Source organism: Caballeronia sp. LZ008 (assembly GCF_031451435.1).
Lineage (GTDB): Bacteria > Pseudomonadota > Gammaproteobacteria > Burkholderiales > Burkholderiaceae > Caballeronia > Caballeronia zhejiangensis.
This window is the reverse complement of sequence record NZ_JARUXK010000001.1, coordinates 310,052-325,755: the sequence shown is the minus strand read 5'-3', so window position 1 is coordinate 325,755 and position 15,704 is coordinate 310,052. Positions and strand designations below refer to the sequence as shown.

The 15,704-nt window shown below is 64.0% G+C and carries 16 protein-coding genes; 12 read left to right on the top strand and 4 right to left on the bottom strand.

The window, feature by feature from the left end; genetic code table 11:
• Positions 1–149: 149 nt before the first annotated feature.
• Positions 150–1,280 carry a tRNA 2-thiouridine(34) synthase MnmA gene (mnmA, locus tag QCE49_RS01600; protein ID WP_008351536.1) on the bottom strand — a complete coding sequence of 377 codons (1,131 nt, stop codon included), beginning with the start codon at positions 1,278–1,280 and terminating at the stop codon, positions 150–152.
• Between the two features lie 7 nt (positions 1,281–1,287).
• Positions 1,288–1,770, bottom strand: a complete 483-nt coding sequence (locus QCE49_RS01595; protein WP_175979798.1) for an NUDIX hydrolase — start codon at positions 1,768–1,770, stop codon at positions 1,288–1,290.
• Positions 1,771–1,993: 223 nt separating this feature from the next.
• Here QCE49_RS01595 and QCE49_RS01590 point away from each other — a divergent pair, with 223 nt between their 5' ends.
• From QCE49_RS01590 to ruvB, 12 genes are all read left to right on the top strand, one after another.
• Entirely contained in the window at positions 1,994–3,139 is a 1,146-nt protein-coding gene (locus QCE49_RS01590; protein ID WP_008351538.1) for a Re/Si-specific NAD(P)(+) transhydrogenase subunit alpha, read from the top strand.
• A 12-nt stretch (positions 3,140–3,151) separates the two neighbouring features.
• Positions 3,152–3,472: an NAD(P) transhydrogenase subunit alpha gene (locus QCE49_RS01585; RefSeq protein WP_008351539.1), complete on the top strand. Its 321-nt coding sequence runs from the start codon at positions 3,152–3,154 to the stop codon at positions 3,470–3,472.
• Positions 3,473–4,915, top strand: a complete 1,443-nt coding sequence (locus QCE49_RS01580; protein WP_008351540.1) for an NAD(P)(+) transhydrogenase (Re/Si-specific) subunit beta — start codon at positions 3,473–3,475, stop codon at positions 4,913–4,915.
• A 153-nt stretch (positions 4,916–5,068) separates the two neighbouring features.
• Positions 5,069–6,373, top strand: a complete 1,305-nt coding sequence (locus QCE49_RS01575) for a class I SAM-dependent RNA methyltransferase (protein ID WP_033536536.1) — start codon at positions 5,069–5,071, stop codon at positions 6,371–6,373.
• Positions 6,374–6,501: 128 nt separating this feature from the next.
• On the top strand, positions 6,502–7,899 hold the full coding sequence (locus tag QCE49_RS01570; protein ID WP_250456602.1) for an aminopeptidase P N-terminal domain-containing protein: 1,398 nt from the start codon (positions 6,502–6,504) through the stop codon (positions 7,897–7,899).
• A gap of 2 nt (positions 7,900–7,901) precedes the next feature.
• On the top strand, positions 7,902–9,092 hold the full coding sequence (locus tag QCE49_RS01565; protein ID WP_250456603.1) for a UbiH/UbiF/VisC/COQ6 family ubiquinone biosynthesis hydroxylase: 1,191 nt from the start codon (positions 7,902–7,904) through the stop codon (positions 9,090–9,092).
• A gap of 214 nt (positions 9,093–9,306) precedes the next feature.
• The gene (gene dusB, locus QCE49_RS01560) at positions 9,307–10,401 is read left to right on the top strand and encodes a tRNA dihydrouridine synthase DusB (protein ID WP_034470615.1); all 1,095 of its coding nucleotides are present in this window, start codon (positions 9,307–9,309) and stop codon (positions 10,399–10,401) included.
• Positions 10,398–10,631: a Fis family transcriptional regulator gene (locus tag QCE49_RS01555; protein ID WP_008351548.1), complete on the top strand. Its 234-nt coding sequence runs from the start codon at positions 10,398–10,400 to the stop codon at positions 10,629–10,631. The genes dusB and QCE49_RS01555 overlap by 4 nt, the downstream gene beginning before the upstream one ends.
• 64 nt (positions 10,632–10,695) lie before the next feature.
• Positions 10,696–12,261 (top strand): bifunctional phosphoribosylaminoimidazolecarboxamide formyltransferase/IMP cyclohydrolase, encoded by a 1,566-nt coding sequence (gene purH, locus QCE49_RS01550; RefSeq protein ID WP_250456604.1) that lies wholly within the window; start codon positions 10,696–10,698, stop codon positions 12,259–12,261.
• A 91-nt stretch (positions 12,262–12,352) separates the two neighbouring features.
• Positions 12,353–12,895: a crossover junction endodeoxyribonuclease RuvC gene (gene ruvC, locus QCE49_RS01545; protein ID WP_008351552.1), complete on the top strand. Its 543-nt coding sequence runs from the start codon at positions 12,353–12,355 to the stop codon at positions 12,893–12,895.
• 21 nt (positions 12,896–12,916) lie between these two features.
• Positions 12,917–13,498: a Holliday junction branch migration protein RuvA gene (gene ruvA / locus QCE49_RS01540; RefSeq protein ID WP_008351554.1), complete on the top strand. Its 582-nt coding sequence runs from the start codon at positions 12,917–12,919 to the stop codon at positions 13,496–13,498.
• A gap of 56 nt (positions 13,499–13,554) precedes the next feature.
• A complete protein-coding gene (ruvB, locus tag QCE49_RS01535; protein ID WP_008351556.1) occupies positions 13,555–14,616 on the top strand; it encodes a Holliday junction branch migration DNA helicase RuvB in 1,062 nt (353 codons plus the stop codon).
• Here ruvB and QCE49_RS01530 read toward each other — a convergent pair.
• Positions 14,613–15,263 (bottom strand): histidine phosphatase family protein, encoded by a 651-nt coding sequence (locus QCE49_RS01530; protein ID WP_250433659.1) that lies wholly within the window; start codon positions 15,261–15,263, stop codon positions 14,613–14,615. The two genes, ruvB and QCE49_RS01530, sit on opposite strands and share 4 nt — an antisense overlap.
• Positions 15,260–15,703 (bottom strand): D-aminoacyl-tRNA deacylase, encoded by a 444-nt coding sequence (dtd, locus tag QCE49_RS01525; RefSeq protein ID WP_250456605.1) that lies wholly within the window; start codon positions 15,701–15,703, stop codon positions 15,260–15,262. The genes QCE49_RS01530 and dtd overlap by 4 nt, the downstream gene beginning before the upstream one ends.
• Between the last annotated feature and the right edge of the window lies 1 nt (position 15,704).

Here is a 15,704-nt window from a genome sequence, read left to right as displayed (position 1 = left end):
CTCTGCAATTGTCCCTGCATTCGGTGTGCGTTAATTATCTACTACTAGATAGACGATCAAGCGACTGTTTCAAAAAAGTTTTTATCGGATCGATAGGAAAAAGCCCCGACCGAAGTCGGAGCTGATCGCTCGTTTGCCGCCGGAGATGCTCAACGCGCCGCAGCGAGCGCCGCAACTTGCGGCGACTCGTGCCCAGCCGCCGCGTGTTCGATGATTCCGCCACCCAGACACACGTCTTCCTGATACAGCACGGCGGATTGTCCCGGCGTCACGGCCCACTGTGCGTCGTCGAAATGAAGCGCGAAACGGCCATCGTCCGCGTTGGCGAAGCGGCACGCCGCATCCTGCTGCCGATAGCGCGTCTTCGCGCCGCACGCCGCGCCCTCTTCCGGCGCGAAACCCGCGACCCAGCTCGTGTTTCCGGCCACGAGCGTCGGCGACAGCAGCCACGGATGATCGTGCCCCTGCACGACATAGAGCGTGTTCGACGCCATGTCCTTGCCCGCGACGAACCACGGTTCGCCGCTGCCGTCTTTCGCGCCGCCGATGCCGATGCCCTTTCTCTGCCCGAATGTGTAGAACGCAAGCCCGATATGCTCGCCGACGATCTTGCCTTCGGCCGTCTTCATGGGGCCGGGCTTTGTCGGCAGATAGCGGTTCAGGAATTCGCGGAACGGCCGCTCGCCGATGAAGCAGATGCCGGTCGAGTCCTTCTTTTTGGCGTTCGGCAGGCCGATTTGCGCGGCGATCTCGCGCACTTTCGTCTTCGGGATTTCGCCGAGCGGAAAGAGCGTCTTCGACAGTTGCGCCTGATTCAGTCGATGCAAAAAGTACGACTGATCCTTCGTCGAATCCGTTGCCTTGAGCAACTGGAAAAGTCCATCGCGCTCGCGCACGCGCGCGTAATGTCCCGTCGCGATGGTTTCCGCGCCGAGCGACATCGCGTGATCGAGGAACGCCTTGAACTTGATTTCGGCGTTGCAAAGCACGTCCGGATTGGGCGTGCGGCCGGCCGAATATTCGCGCAGAAACTCGGCGAACACGCGGTCCTTGTATTCGGCGGCGAAGTTGACCGCTTCGACGTCGATGCCGATCAAATCCGCGACGGAAACGACGTCGATCCAGTCCTGACGGGTCGAACAGTATTCGCCGTCGTCGTCGTCTTCCCAGTTCTTCATGAAGAGGCCGACGACGTCGTAACCCTGTTCCTTGAGAAGCCATGCCGTTACGGACGAATCCACGCCGCCCGACATGCCCACCACTACTCGTTTCTTGCTCATAGGGATATCACGCCCGCACCACCGGCGCGACCGAATGCGTATGGATGAAATCGAGCGGGACGCGCCGCCCGGATAAATAATCGTCGACACACTTCATCACGAGCGGCGTCCGATGCCGGTCGACCGATGCGCGCAATTCGTCCGCGCTGAGCCACATCGCGCGCACGATGCCTTCGTCGAGCGCGCGGCCTGCTTCTTCGCCGAGCGACTTGCCGCAAAACGTGAAACGCAAATACGTGACGTCGCGCCCCGGCCGCGCGAAGTGCGTCATATACGCGCCGACGATTGCCTCCGGCTCGAAGCGATGCGCCGTTTCTTCGAGCGCCTCGCGGACCACGGCATCGACGAGCGTTTCGCCCGCTTCGAGATGACCGGCCGGTTGGTTGATTCGCAGCCCTGCCGACGTGTGCTCCTCGATGACGAGGAAACGACCATCCTTTTCGATGATGGCAGCCACCGTAACGTGGGGGGCCCAAGTGTCTGATTTCATGGTGAGATATTTTACCGTCCTCGCACAGATCTCGCGCACGCGGACTAAGGGAAAGCGCTGACTGTGGCAAAACGGAACGGGTGCCGGATCGGATTCTTGCGCGTGCAATCTTCGGTTACAGTTGAGATAGCCGTCAGTTCCAGCATTTGAAATAAAACTCAGCCTTAAGCCTTCCTAAGCCTTGCCCGGGCGAAAAAGGCAACAAAGACAGGAGGATTACAAGATGCACATTGGAGTGCCTGCTGAAACGCGGGCGAACGAGGCGCGCGTCGCCGCCACGCCCGAAACGGTCAAAAAGCTCGTCACGCAAGGACATCGTGTTTCTGTCCAGAGCGGCGCGGGCTTGCCGGCAAGCTATATCGACGATGCGTTCGCGCAAGCAGGCGCGGACCTTGTCGATGCCGCCACGGCCTTTTCCGCCGAGATCGTCCTCAAGGTGCAATCGCCGAGCGAAAGCGAACTGGCGATGCTCAAGCCGGGCGCCGTGCTCATCGGCATGCTCGATCCCTTCAATACAGAGAACACCGCGCGGCTCGCGTCGGCGGGCGTCACTGCGTTCGCGCTCGAAGCCGCGCCACGCACGACGCGCGCGCAGAGTCTCGACGTGCTCTCTTCGCAGGCGAACATCGCCGGATACAAGGCCGTGCTGATGGCCTGCCAGTATTACCAGCGCTTCATGCCGATGCTGATGACCGCCGCCGGCACCGTGAAAGCGGCGCGCGTGCTCGTGCTCGGCGCAGGCGTCGCGGGCTTGCAGGCAATCGCGACGGCCAAGCGTCTGGGCGCGGTCGTCGAAGCATCCGATGTGCGTCCGGCGGTGAAGGAGCAGATCGAATCGCTCGGCGCGAAGTTCGTCGACGTGCCGTTTGAAACCGATGAGGAACGGGAAGCGGCGGAAGGCGTGGGCGGCTACGCGCGCCCGATGCCCGCAAGCTGGCTCGCGCGTCAATCGGCGCAGGTTCACGAACGTGCGAAGGCGGCGGACATTGTCATCTCGACGGCGCTGATTCCCGGCCGCCCCGCCCCGACGCTGATTTCCGTCGAAACCGTCAAGCACATGAAGCCGGGCAGCGTGATCGTCGATCTCGCCGCCGGACGCGGTCCCGAGTTCGAGGGCAGGAAAGGCGGCAACTGTCCGCTCACCGAAGTCGACACGGTGGTGATGAAGCACGGCGTGCATATCGTCGGCCACACGAATCTCGCTTCGATGGTCGGCGCCGATGCCTCCGCGCTCTACGCCCGCAATCTTCTCGACTTCCTGAAGCTGATCATCACGAAGGAAGGCACGCTCAACATCGATCTCGCGGACGATATCGTCGCGGCCACGCTCCAGTGCCGCGACGGACAACTCGCCCGCGCCACGGCCTGAACGGAGACGCACATGGATGTCATCAATCACACGGTGATCAACCTCATCATCTTCGTGCTGGCCATTTACGTCGGCTACCACGTCGTGTGGAACGTCACGCCCGCGCTGCATACGCCGCTCATGGCCGTGACCAACGCGATTTCGGCGATCGTCATCGTCGGCGCGATGCTGGCTGTCGGCCTGACGGTCGGCGCGGCGGGCAAGTTCTTCGGCACGCTCGCGGTGCTGCTCGCGGCCGTGAACGTGTTCGGCGGCTTTCTCGTCACACGGCGAATGCTCGAGATGTTCAAGAAGAAAGAGCCCAAGAAGATCACGAGCAAGGAGGGCGCGTAAATGAGCCTTAACGTCGTTACTCTCCTGTATCTCATCGCCTCGGTGTGCTTCATTCAGGCGTTGAAGGGCTTGTCGAATCCGAAGACCGCGCGCATCGGCAATACGTTCGGCATGGCGGGCATGGCGATCGCCATTCTCACCACGCTCGCGCTGATCGTGAAGCAGGCCGCGTTTCTCGAAGCGAATCTCGCGCTCGGGCTGTCGCTGCTGTTCGTCGCGCTGATCATCGGCGGCGGCGCGGGCGCGTACATCGCGGCAAAAGTCGAGATGACGAAGATGCCCGAGCTCGTCGCGGCGATGCACTCGCTGATCGGTCTCGCGGCTGTCTGCATCGCCTATGGTGTCGTGGCGGAGCCCGCCGCGTTCGGGCTCGCACCGCTCGGCGAGCCGATTCCGTATGGCAATCGGGTCGAGTTGTTCATCGGCACGTTTGTCGGCGCGATCACGTTCTCGGGCTCGGTCATCGCGTTCGGGAAGCTCTCGGGCAAGTACAAGTTCCGGCTCTTTCAGGGCGCGCCGGTCACGTACTCGGGACAGCATCTGATCAACCTGCTGCTCGCCATCGCGATGATCGGCTTCGGCGTGATCTTCATGCTCACCGAATCGTGGCTGCCGTTCATCATCATGACGATCATCGCGTTCGCGCTGGGCGTGCTCATCATCATTCCGATCGGCGGCGCGGACATGCCCGTGGTCGTGTCGATGCTGAACTCGTACTCGGGCTGGGCGGCGGCGGGCATCGGCTTCTCGCTGAACAATCCGATGCTGATCATCGCGGGTTCGCTCGTCGGCTCGTCGGGTGCGATTCTGTCGTACATCATGTGCAAGGCAATGAACCGCTCGTTCTTCAACGTGATTCTCGGCGGCTTCGGCGGCGAGGCGGGCGGTGCGGCGGCGGGCGGATCGACGGAGCAGCGCCCCGTCAAATCCGGTTCCGCGGATGACGCCGCGTTCATGCTCGGCAACGCGGAAAGCGTGGTGATCGTGCCGGGTTACGGCCTCGCGGTCGCGCGCGCGCAGCACGCGTTGAAGGAGCTGACCGACAAGCTCGTCGAGAAAGGCATCGATGTGCGGTACGCGATTCACCCCGTCGCGGGGCGGATGCCGGGGCACATGAACGTGCTGCTGGCGGAAGCCGAAGTGCCGTACGAGATGGTTCAGGAGATGGAGGACATCAATAGCGAGTTCGGTCAGACGGACGTGGTGCTCGTGCTCGGCGCGAACGACGTCGTCAACCCGGCCGCGAAGACCGATCCGAAATCGCCGATCGCGGGGATGCCGATTCTCGAAGCGTACAAGGCTCGGACGATCATCGTGAACAAACGGTCGATGGCGGCAGGTTACGCCGGCCTCGACAACGAACTGTTCTATATGGACAAGACGATGATGGTGTTCGGGGACGCGAAGAAGGTGGTCGAGGAGATGATGAAGGCGGTGGATTAGGCGCCAAGCCGGTTCGAATCCCCCGAACCGATCGCGCCAGCTTCCGCATTCGAGGAAGCTGGCGCTTTCTTTTTCCGGCAACGAAACCGCACCGCATGCCAGCTGTAACACCCCGCGTACAATACCGCCTTTACACGTCCGAAAAAGCACCACATGGCCTCCCCCCTCTTCGACTGGTTCGTCCCCTGCCCGCGCGGTCTCGAAGCACCGCTTGCCGCCGAGTTGGCGGAGATCGGGGAAAGGCACGTGGCCGACGCGCCCCTTTCCGGCGGCGGATCGCTGATCGTCGGCACGCAAGTGCCCGGCGGCGTGCACTTTCGGGGCGGCTGGGTCGCGGGCATGGCGGCGAATCTGCATTCGCGCATCGCGAGCCGCGTGCTTCTCAAAGTCGCGCAAGGCCCCTATCGCAACGAGCAAGACATCTACGAACTCACGCATCGCCAGCGCTGGGAGCAATGGTTCACGCCCAGCCAGACGATGCGCGTCGATCTCACCGCAATCAAATCGCCGGTGAAAAGCCTCGAATTCACGACGCTGCGCGTGAAGGACGCCGTCTGCGATCGCCTGCGCGACGTGGCCGGCGCGCGCCCGAGCATCGACACCGCCCAGCCCGACGTCCGCGTGTTCGCGTTCCTCACGCTGAACGAGTGCACGCTCTATCTCGATACCTCCGGCGAGCCGCTCTTCAAACGCGGCTGGCGCCTGGACAAGGGCGCCGCGCCGCTGCGCGAGAATCTCGCCGCGGGCATTCTGCGCCTGACCGGATGGACGCCCGGCACGCCGCTCTTCGACCCGATGTGCGGCAGCGGCACCTTCCTCGCCGAAGCCGCACAAACGGCGCTCAACATCGCGCCGGGCAACGATCGGCGCTTCGGCTTCGAAAAGCTGAAGCCGTTCCATCCCGGCATGTGGCAGAAGCTCAAGACGGCCGCGCTCGAACAACGCCGCGCCGCGCGTGCGTCGCAAGCCGAGTTGAGCATCTTCGGCAGCGACATTTCCGGCGATATGCTCGAAAAAGCGCGCGCGAACCTGACCCGCGCGGGCATCACCGACCTTTCGCTCAAGCAAGTCGATGCCCGCAATATGGTCCCGCCGACCGACGCGCCCGGCATTCTGATCGCGAATCCGCCGTACGGCGAGCGTATCGAAGTGCGCGGACGCGGCCCGCGCGGCGAAATTCGCGATACGGCGCGCTCCCGCCGCGAAGACGAGGACGCCTTCGCCCGCGCGCAACCCGATCCGGCCGACACCGAGTTCTTCGTCTCCTTCGGCAACGCGCTCAAACAGCGCTTTCCGGGATGGCGCGCCTACGTGCTCACGTCCGACCGCAAGTTGCCGGGCTTGCTGCGGCTGCGCGAATCGACGAAAACGCCGCTTTTCAACGGCGCGCTCGAATGCCGCCTGTTTCGCTTCGATCTGATCGCGGGCAGCGTGCGCAATCGTCCCGCTGGCGAATGAGTATGCGGCGCGGTCACTCGCCGCGCCACTAGGCCGAATGGCATAGGCAAATTCACGCGTCGCCGTCGTTTTGGCCTATGTCGAATGGCCGAGTGCGCGCATCGTGAAGCCGGCGCTACAATCGGCGCATGAACTCATCGACCGAACTCGCCAGCCCCATCGCCGTCGACATTTACCGTGCGCGTCGCGAGCGCGTGCTCGCCGCGTTGCGTGCACGCGGCGGCGGCGTCGCCATCGTGCCGACCGCGCCGGAAGTCCTGCGCAACCGCGACACGGACTACCCTTTCCGTCACGACAGCTACTTCTACTATCTGACGGGCTTCAACGAACCCGAAGCGACGCTCGTGCTGAACGCGAGCGCGCAGGACGGCGAGCCCGTGTCGATCCTTTTTTGTCGCGAGAAGAACGCGGAGCGCGAAACCTGGGAAGGCTTCCGCTTCGGCCCCGACGCCGCGCGCGACGCTTTCGGCTTCGACGCCGCGTTTGCCATCGATTCGATCGACCAGGAGATGCCGCGCCTGATCGCCGACAAGCCCGCGCTTCACTACGCGCTCGGCACATCGGCGGAACTGGATGCCCGGGTGCGCGCCTGGCTCGCCGCCGTGCGCGCGCAAAGCCGCACCGGCGTGCGCGCTCCCGCCCGCGCGGAGAACCTGCTGCCGGTTCTCGACGAGATGCGGCTCGTGAAAGACGCGCACGAAATCTCGATCATGCGCCGCGCGGCATCGATCTCCGCCGAAGCGCACCGTCGCGCGATGCGCGCGTGCCGCCCGGGCATGCGCGAGTACGAAATCGAAGCCGAATTGCTGTACACGTTCCGCCGCCACGGCGCGCAGTCGCCGGCGTATGGATCGATCGTCGCGGCGGGCGCGAACGCCTGCGTGCTGCACTATCCGGCTGGCAACGCGATCGCGCGCGACGGCGACCTGATTCTCATCGACGCCGCGTGCGAGCTGGACGGCTACGCATCCGACATCACGCGCACGTTCCCCGCTAGCGGCCGTTTCACTCCGGCGCAGCGCGAACTGTACGAAATCGTGCTCGCCGCGCAAGCCGCGGCCATCGAGGCCACACGCGCCGGCGTCAGCTTCGACGCGCCGCATCAGGCTGCGTTGAAAGTGCTGTCGCAAGGCTTGCTCGATACCGGCATCCTCGACAAGGCGAAGTTCGGCAGCGTCGACGACGTCCTCGCGCAACGTGCCTACGCGCGCTTCTATATGCATCGCACGGGACACTGGATCGGCATGGACGTGCACGACGCGGGCGAATACCGCGAAGCCGACGGCCCGCTCGACGAGCAAGGCGCACGACCATGGCGCGCGCTCGCGCCCGGCATGGCGCTCACGATCGAGCCGGGTCTCTACGTGCGCGCCGCCGAAGACGTGCCGGAACAATATTGGAATATCGGCATTCGCATCGAGGACGACGCCATCGTCACCGAAAACGGCTGCGAGTTGCTCACGCGCGAAGTGCCCGTCGCCGCCGACGAAATCGAAGCGCTGATGCGCGAATCAAACGCAAATTGACCATGAGCGACGTTCAAGGCATCGAACCGCATTTCGATTACGACATCGCCATCGTCGGCGCGGGGCCGGTCGGGCTCGCGCTCGCCGGCTGGCTTGCCCGGCGCAGCGCGACGTCACGGCTGTCCATCGCGCTGATCGATGCGCGCACGCCCGCAGCCGCCGCCAACGATCCGCGCGCGCTCGCGCTTTCGCACGGAAGCCGCGTGATGCTGCAGCCGCTCGGCTTTCCGGGCGATGCCACGCCGATCCGCCGCATCCATGTCTCGCAGCGCGGGCATTTCGGCCGCACGTTGATCGAGCACGACGAGCACGAGTTGCCCGAACTGGGCTACGTGGTGCGCTACGGTTCGCTCGTCGGCGCGCTCGCCGATGCGGTCCGCGCAACGAAGGTCGACTGGCTCACCGACACGTCCGCGCTCGCGCCGCTGCAGGACAACGACGGCGTCACCTTGCCGCTGCAATCGGCGCAAGGCGAGCGCTCCATCCGCGTGAAAGTGCTCGTGAACGCGGAAGGCGGTCTTTATCAGAAAGGCGAGTCATCCGATGAGCGCCGCGCGCGCGATTACGGGCAAACGGCCATCGTGGGCACGGTAAGCGTGTCCGATCCGCGCGCGAATGTCGCGTGGGAGCGCTTCACGCCGGAAGGGCCGATCGCGCTTTTGCCGTGCGGCGGCCAGCGTCACGCGGATTATTCGCTCGTTTGGTGCTGCTCGCCCGACGAAGCCGCGCGCCGCATGCAGCTCGACGACGACACTTTCCTCGCCGAACTCGGCGCTGCGTTCGGCACGCGCATGGGCCGTTTCACGCGCATCGCGTCACGCGCGGCGTTTCCGCTCGGGCTGACCGCGCTCGACGTGCTCGTCGACCGGCGCACCGTCGCGATCGGCAATGCCGCGCAGACGCTGCATCCGGTTGCCGGACAGGGCCTGAATCTCGGCCTGCGCGACGCGCTCGCGCTCACCGACGCGCTGTCCGCCGACGGTCCCCGGCCGCTCGCGCTCGCCCGTTTCGCGCAGCGCCGTGCGCTGGACCGGCGCCTGACGATCGGCGCCACCGATACGCTCGCGCGCATCTTCACAGTCGATTTCCCGCCGTTTGCGGCGATGCGCGGCCTCGCGCTGACCGCTCTCGAATTCCTTCCGCCGGTAAAAACGGCCCTCGCCCGTCAGATGATGTTCGGTCAAAGGCGCTGATCTAGCACGAAAAAAGGGCAATCGTCCAGGCGAAGTCCGGGAACTTATCCTCTATGGCCGGCCGTTCTTTCATAGAAGATTTAATGACTTGCACGCGATTGCTCTTAATTTCAGCACGCTCTTCGCGTTAAAATAGCTGTTTCCCCTTCAGCAACGTTGCATCCGCCTGACGCGGCTTCTCGCCGGCATCGACAGCGCGGATCGTTTAGCCTTCATGCCCACAATCGGTTCACACGTCCTGCGCAATAACCTGTTCGTCGCACCGATGGCAGGCGTCACCGACCGCCCGTTCCGGCAGCTCTGCAAGCGCATGGGCGCGGGCTACGCGGTGTCGGAGATGGTCGCGTCGAACGCGCAGTTGTGGAAGAGCGAGAAGACCATGCGCCGCGCCAACCATGCGGGCGAGGTCGAGCCGATTTCCGTGCAGATCGCGGGCGCGGATCCGCAGATGCTCGCCGAGGCCGCGCGCCACAACGTCGCGAACGGCGCGCAGATCATCGACATCAATATGGGCTGCCCGGCGAAGAAGGTCTGCAACGTGGCCGCGGGTTCCGCGCTGCTGCAGAACGAGCCGCTGGTCGCGCGCATCGTGGAGGCCGTCGTCCAGGCGGTCGGCGTGGGGCCGGACGCGGTGCCGGTCACGCTCAAGATTCGCACGGGCTGGAATCGCGAGAACAAGAACGCGCTGACCATCGCGCGGATCGCGCAGGAAGCCGGCATTTCGATGCTCACCGTCCACGGCCGCACGCGCGCCGATCTCTACAAGGGCGACGCGGAGTACGAAACCATCGCGGCAGTGAAGGCGTCGGTGAAGATTCCGGTGGTCGCGAACGGCGACATCACCACGCCCGAAAAAGCCCGCGACGTGCTCGCCGCCACGCACGCCGACGCCATCATGATCGGCCGCGCGGCGCAGGGCCGTCCGTGGCTCTTTCGCGAGATCGAACACTTTCTGAATACCGGCGAGCGCCTGCCGCCGCCGCGCATCGACGAGATCCAGCAGGTGATGAACGAGCACCTCGAAGATCACTACGCCTTTTATGGGGAATTCACGGGCGTTCGGACTGCGCGCAAGCATATCGGCTGGTACACTCGCGGCCTTTCCGGCGCCAACACCTTCCGGCACCGGATGAATACGCTGGACACGACCAAAGAACAATTGCTCGCTGTCAACGAATTCTTTGACGCGCAAAAGGCGTTGTCGGACCGTCTCGTCTATGTGGACGAGGCCGGTGACGCCGAGGACGCGGACGGGGAAGAATCGTGCGGCGGGCTCAACAACACGACAGACCGACTGATTGCCGCATGAGCAGACATAACATCGAACAATGCGTCCGCCAGAGCCTCGACAACTATTTTCAGGACCTGGACGGCTCCAACCCGCACGACGTGTACGACATGGTGATTTCGTGCGTGGAAAAACCGATGCTCGAAGTGGTGCTCGAGCAGGCGGGCGGAAACCAATCGCTCGCGGCCGAGTATCTCGGCATCAACCGCAACACCTTACGCAAGAAGCTTCAGCAGCACGGATTGATTTGATTCATCGGACTGAGGCGCGCGCCTTGGTCCGGCCTGGTTTCCCTTTTCGGTTTCAGTGTTCATCATGATCAAGCAAGCGCTCCTCTCCGTTTCCGACAAATCCGGCATCGTCGATTTCGCCAAATCGCTGTCGGCGCTTGGCGTCAAGCTCCTCTCGACCGGCGGCACGGCGAAACTGCTCGCCGACGCGGGCCTGCCCGTGACCGAAGTCGCCGATTACACCGGCTTTCCGGAAATGCTCGACGGGCGCGTGAAGACGCTGCATCCGAAGGTTCACGGCGGCATTCTCGCGCGCCGCGACCTGCCCGAGCACATGGCCGCGCTGGAAAAGCACGACATTCCGACCATCGATCTGCTGGTGGTGAATCTGTATCCGTTCGTGCAGACGGTCTCGAAGGAAGAGTGCTCGCTGGAAGACGCGATCGAGAACATCGACATCGGCGGTCCGACGATGCTGCGCTCGGCGGCGAAGAATCATCGCGACGTGACGGTCGTCGTCGATCCGGCCGATTACTCCGCCGTCCTCGACGAGATGCGCGCAAACGGCAACAACGTCGGCTACCAGACGAATTTCCGTCTCGCGACGAAAGTCTTCGCGCACACTGCGCAGTACGACGGCGCGATCACGAACTATCTGACGAGCCTGACCGAAGAGCTGCAGCATTCGAGCCGCAATACGTATCCGGCGACTTTCAACCTCGCGTTCGAGAAAGCGCAGGATTTGCGTTACGGCGAGAATCCGCATCAGAACGCGGCCTTTTATCGCGATCTGAGCGTGCCGGCCGGCGCGCTCGCGAACTACGAGCAGTTGCAGGGCAAGGAACTGTCGTACAACAACATCGCAGATTCGGACGCCGCGTGGGAATGCGTGAAGACGTTCGACGCGCCGGCGTGCGTCATCATCAAGCACGCGAATCCGTGCGGCGTGGCGCTCGGCGCGAATGCGGCCGAAGCGTATTCGAAGGCGTTCCAGACGGACCCGACTTCGGCGTTCGGCGGCATCATCGCGTTCAATCGTGAAGTGGACGAAGCGGCGGCGCAGGCTGTCGCGAAGCAGTTCGTCGAAGTGCTGATCTCGCCGTCGTTCAGCGAGGCGGCGCGCGCCGTGTTCGCGGCGAAGCAGAACGTGCGTCTCTTGCAGATCGCGCTCGGCGACGGCCACAACGCGTTCGATCTGAAGCGCGTCGGCGGCGGTCTGCTCGTGCAATCGCTCGATGCGAAGAACGTGCAGCCGCACGAGTTGCGCGTCGTGACGAAGCGTCATCCGACGCCGAAGGAAATGGACGATCTGATGTTCGCGTGGCGCGTCGCGAAGTTCGTGAAGTCGAACGCCATCGTGTTCTGCGCGAACGGCATGACGATGGGCGTCGGCGCAGGCCAGATGAGCCGCGTGGATTCGGCGCGCATCGCGGGCATCAAGGCGCAGAACGCCGGCCTGACGCTGAACGGCTCGGCGGTGGCATCGGATGCGTTCTTCCCGTTCCGCGACGGCCTCGATGTCGTCGTGAACGCGGGCGCGACCTGCGTGATCCAGCCAGGCGGATCGATGCGCGATGACGAAGTGATCGCCGCCGCCGACGAGCACAACATCACGATGATTTTCACGGGCACGCGGCATTTCCGCCATTGATCGCGGCCGCTTCATTTAAGATTGGCCTGTTTGCGCTTCGAACGGCGCAAACAGGCCTTTTTAGTTTCAACGAGCCGCGAAACGCGAACGAATGAGAATCCTTGGCATCGACCCCGGCCTGCGCGTGACGGGCTTCGGCATCATCGAGAAGACGGGGCACACGCTCAACTACGTGACGAGCGGCGTCATCAAGACGGCCGAGGCGGATCTGCCTTCGCGTCTCAACACCATTTTCAGCGGCATCTCGACGCTCATCGCGCAGCACAATCCGGATCAGGCGGCGATCGAAAAAGTCTTCGTCAACGTGAATCCGCAGTCGACGCTGCTCCTCGGGCAGGCGCGCGGCGCGGCCATCTGCGGGCTCGTCGCGAGCGGCGTGCCGGTTGCCGAATACACGGCGCTGCAACTGAAGCAGGCGGTCGTCGGCTACGGACGCGCGACCAAGGAACAGATGCAGCAGATGGTCGTGCGTCTGCTGTCGCTTTCCGGCGTGCCCGGCACCGACGCCGCCGATGCGCTCGGCATGGCGATCTGTCACGCGCACGGCGGCACCGGCCTCGCGGCCCTGGGCGGCATCGCGCCGGGGCTGGCCAAGAAGGGCTTGCGCGTGCGGCGCGGTCGTCTCATCGGCTAATTTCCTCTACGAATACCAAACATGATCGGTCGCATCGCCGGCGTTCTGCTGGAAAAAAATCCGCCGCATTTGCTCGTCGATTGCAACGGCGTCGGCTACGAAATCGACGTGCCGATGAGCACGTTCTACAACCTGCCGAATGCCGGCGAGAAGGTCGTGCTGCTCACGCAGTTGATCGTGCGCGAGGACGCGCATCTGCTGTACGGTTTTCTCACCGCGCAGGAGCGTTCGACGTTCCGCGAGTTGCTGAAGATCAGCGGGATCGGCGCGCGCATGGCGCTCGCGGTGCTTTCGGGCATGAGCGTGCACGAGCTCTCGCAAACCGTGACGACGCAGGACGCCGCGCGCCTCACGCGCGTGCCGGGCATCGGCAAGAAGACGGCGGAGCGCCTGCTGCTCGAACTGAAAGGCAAGCTCGGCGCGGATCTCGGCGCGATCGCGGGCACGGTTTCGCAGTCCGATCACGCGTCCGACATTCTCAACGCACTGCTCGCGCTCGGCTATTCGGAGAAGGAAGCGCTCGCCGCGGTCAAGAACGTGCCGGCCGGAACGGGCGTGTCCGAGGGCATCAAGCTGGCGTTGAAGGCGCTTTCGAAGGGCTGATAGCCTAGGCCATTCGGCCAGCTTCGTCGCGCAAAAGCTCGCTGTACAATCGAAAAATGATCGAAACCGACAAACTCGCCGCCGAACGCGTCATCTCGGCCTCGCCCGTCTCGCCGAACGAGGAAGCGTTCGAGCGCGCACTGCGTCCGCACAAGCTCGATGAATACATCGGGCAGGAAAAGGCGCGCGGCCAGCTCGAAATCTTCATCGAGGCGGCGAAGCGCCGTTCCGAAGCGCTCGATCACGTGCTGCTGTTCGGGCCGCCGGGTCTCGGCAAGACGACGCTCGCGCACATCATCGCGCGGGAAATGGGCGTGAATCTGCGGCAGACGTCGGGACCGGTGCTCGAGCGCGCGGGCGATCTCGCCGCGCTGCTCACGAATCTCGAAGCGAACGACGTGCTGTTCATCGACGAAATTCATCGGCTTTCGCCGGTCGTCGAGGAAATCCTGTATCCGGCGCTCGAGGATTATCAGATCGACATCATGATCGGCGAAGGGCCGGCCGCACGCAGCGTGAAACTGGATCTGCAGCCGTTCACGCTAGTCGGCGCGACCACGCGCGCGGGCATGCTGACGAACCCGCTGCGCGACCGCTTCGGCATCGTGTCGCGGCTGGAGTTCTATAACGCGAGCGAACTGGCGCGCATCGTGTCGCGATCCGCGTCGTTGTTGAAGGCGGAGATCGTGCCGGAAGGCGCGCTGGAAATCGCAAAGCGCTCGCGCGGCACGCCGCGTATCGCGAACCGGCTGCTGCGCCGCGTGCGCGATTACGCCGAAGTAAAGGCGAACGGCATGATCACCGCCGACGTCGCCGACAAAGCGCTGAAAATGCTCGACGTCGATCCCGTCGGCTTCGATCTGATGGACCGCAAGCTGCTCGAAGCCATCCTGCACAAGTTCGATGGCGGGCCGGTCGGCGTGGATAACCTCGCTGCGGCTATCGGCGAGGAGCGCGACACGATCGAGGACGTGCTGGAGCCGTATCTGATTCAGCAGGGCTTTTTGCAGCGCACGCCACGCGGACGGGTCGCGACGATGCTCACGTATCGGCACTTCGGTCTTGCTGCGCCGGATGCGGGGCCGATTCGGGATCTTTGGGATACGAACAACGGCTAGGCCCGCTTGCGCAGATTGTCGTCGTCCGTGTCCGTCGACAGATGCGCGATATCGCCCCACGACGCGACCTTCGCGCCGCCATCGGCATAGTCCACCACGTTCACGCTGCAATTGAGCAGCGGCCAGTTGCGCGGCTCCTGCAACGGCAGGTTCATCGCGAACCTGTACACACAATCGAGCACGCCGCCATGCGCGACGACCGCGATGCGCCCGCCCGCGTGCGCCGCGACGATCGGTTCAATCGCATGCACGATGCGGTGATAAAACACGCGCTGCGATTCACCGTCGCCGGGTGGCGAGAAGCCGGGGTCGCGCGTCTGCCATTCGATATATTCGGCGGGAAACTTGTCGTTGATCTCGTCGCTGTCGTGGCCTTGGAACGCGCCATAGAAACGCTCGCGCAAGTTCTCCGATAACCGCACGTCGAGCCCGAGCGCATCCGCGAAAGGACGCGCCGTCTGCTGCGCGCGTTGCAGATCGCTCGAATAGACCGCGTCGATGCGCCCGTCGTGCGCCAGACGCCGGCCGAGCTGTTCCGCCTGCAGAAAGCCATGTTCGGACAACGGGATGTCGATATGCCCTTGAATGCGCTTGATGCGGTTCCAGTCGGTTTCGCCGTGTCGAATAAAGAGAACCTGAGTCGTCATGGTCGTACCTGAAGCCAGAAAGTGACTGGCCCGTCGTTCACGAGCGACACCTGCATTTCCGCGCCGAACTCGCCCGTTTCGACGACGGGATGCTTCGCGCGCGCTTGCGTCACGAAATAATTGAAGAGCCGCTTGCCTTCGTCGGGCGGCGCGGCGGGCGTGAAGCTCGGGCGCAAGCCGCTGTTCGTGTCGGCGGCAAGCGTGAACTGCGAGACGAGCAGCAAGCCGCCGGCAACGCCTTGCACCGAGAGATTCATCTTGCCCGCTGCATCGCTGAACACGCGGTAGCCGAGCATCTTCGCGAGCAGCTTGTCGGCGGCGGCTTCGCTGTCGCCGCGCTCGGCGCAGACCAGCGCGAGCAGGCCCGCGTCGATCGCGCCGGTCACGCGCTCGCCCACGCGCACATCGGCGCGCTTCACACGCTGAATGAGCGCGATCATC

Excerpts from the sequence above, each read along its gene's own strand:
- QCE49_RS01595 (WP_175979798.1), bottom strand. The coding sequence starts at position 1,770 with ATGAAATCAGACACTTGGGCCCCCCACGTTACGGTGGCTGCCATCATC.
- ruvC (WP_008351552.1), top strand. The coding sequence starts at position 12,353 with ATGAGAATCCTTGGCATCGACCCCGGCCTGCGCGTGACGGGCTTCGGC.
- QCE49_RS01575 (WP_033536536.1), top strand. The coding sequence starts at position 5,069 with ATGGCCTCCCCCCTCTTCGACTGGTTCGTCCCCTGCCCGCGCGGTCTC.
- QCE49_RS01555 (WP_008351548.1), top strand. The coding sequence starts at position 10,398 with ATGAGCAGACATAACATCGAACAATGCGTCCGCCAGAGCCTCGACAAC.
- dtd (WP_250456605.1), bottom strand. The coding sequence starts at position 15,703 with ATGATCGCGCTCATTCAGCGTGTGAAGCGCGCCGATGTGCGCGTGGGC.
- QCE49_RS01590 (WP_008351538.1), top strand. The coding sequence starts at position 1,994 with ATGCACATTGGAGTGCCTGCTGAAACGCGGGCGAACGAGGCGCGCGTC.
- purH (WP_250456604.1), top strand. The coding sequence starts at position 10,696 with ATGATCAAGCAAGCGCTCCTCTCCGTTTCCGACAAATCCGGCATCGTC.
- dusB (WP_034470615.1), top strand. The coding sequence starts at position 9,307 with ATGCCCACAATCGGTTCACACGTCCTGCGCAATAACCTGTTCGTCGCA.
- ruvA (WP_008351554.1), top strand. The coding sequence starts at position 12,917 with ATGATCGGTCGCATCGCCGGCGTTCTGCTGGAAAAAAATCCGCCGCAT.
- QCE49_RS01585 (WP_008351539.1), top strand. The coding sequence starts at position 3,152 with ATGGATGTCATCAATCACACGGTGATCAACCTCATCATCTTCGTGCTG.
- QCE49_RS01565 (WP_250456603.1), top strand. The coding sequence starts at position 7,902 with ATGAGCGACGTTCAAGGCATCGAACCGCATTTCGATTACGACATCGCC.
- QCE49_RS01530 (WP_250433659.1), bottom strand. The coding sequence starts at position 15,263 with ATGACGACTCAGGTTCTCTTTATTCGACACGGCGAAACCGACTGGAAC.
- mnmA (WP_008351536.1), bottom strand. The coding sequence starts at position 1,280 with ATGAGCAAGAAACGAGTAGTGGTGGGCATGTCGGGCGGCGTGGATTCG.
- QCE49_RS01570 (WP_250456602.1), top strand. The coding sequence starts at position 6,502 with ATGAACTCATCGACCGAACTCGCCAGCCCCATCGCCGTCGACATTTAC.
- ruvB (WP_008351556.1), top strand. The coding sequence starts at position 13,555 with ATGATCGAAACCGACAAACTCGCCGCCGAACGCGTCATCTCGGCCTCG.
- QCE49_RS01580 (WP_008351540.1), top strand. The coding sequence starts at position 3,473 with ATGAGCCTTAACGTCGTTACTCTCCTGTATCTCATCGCCTCGGTGTGC.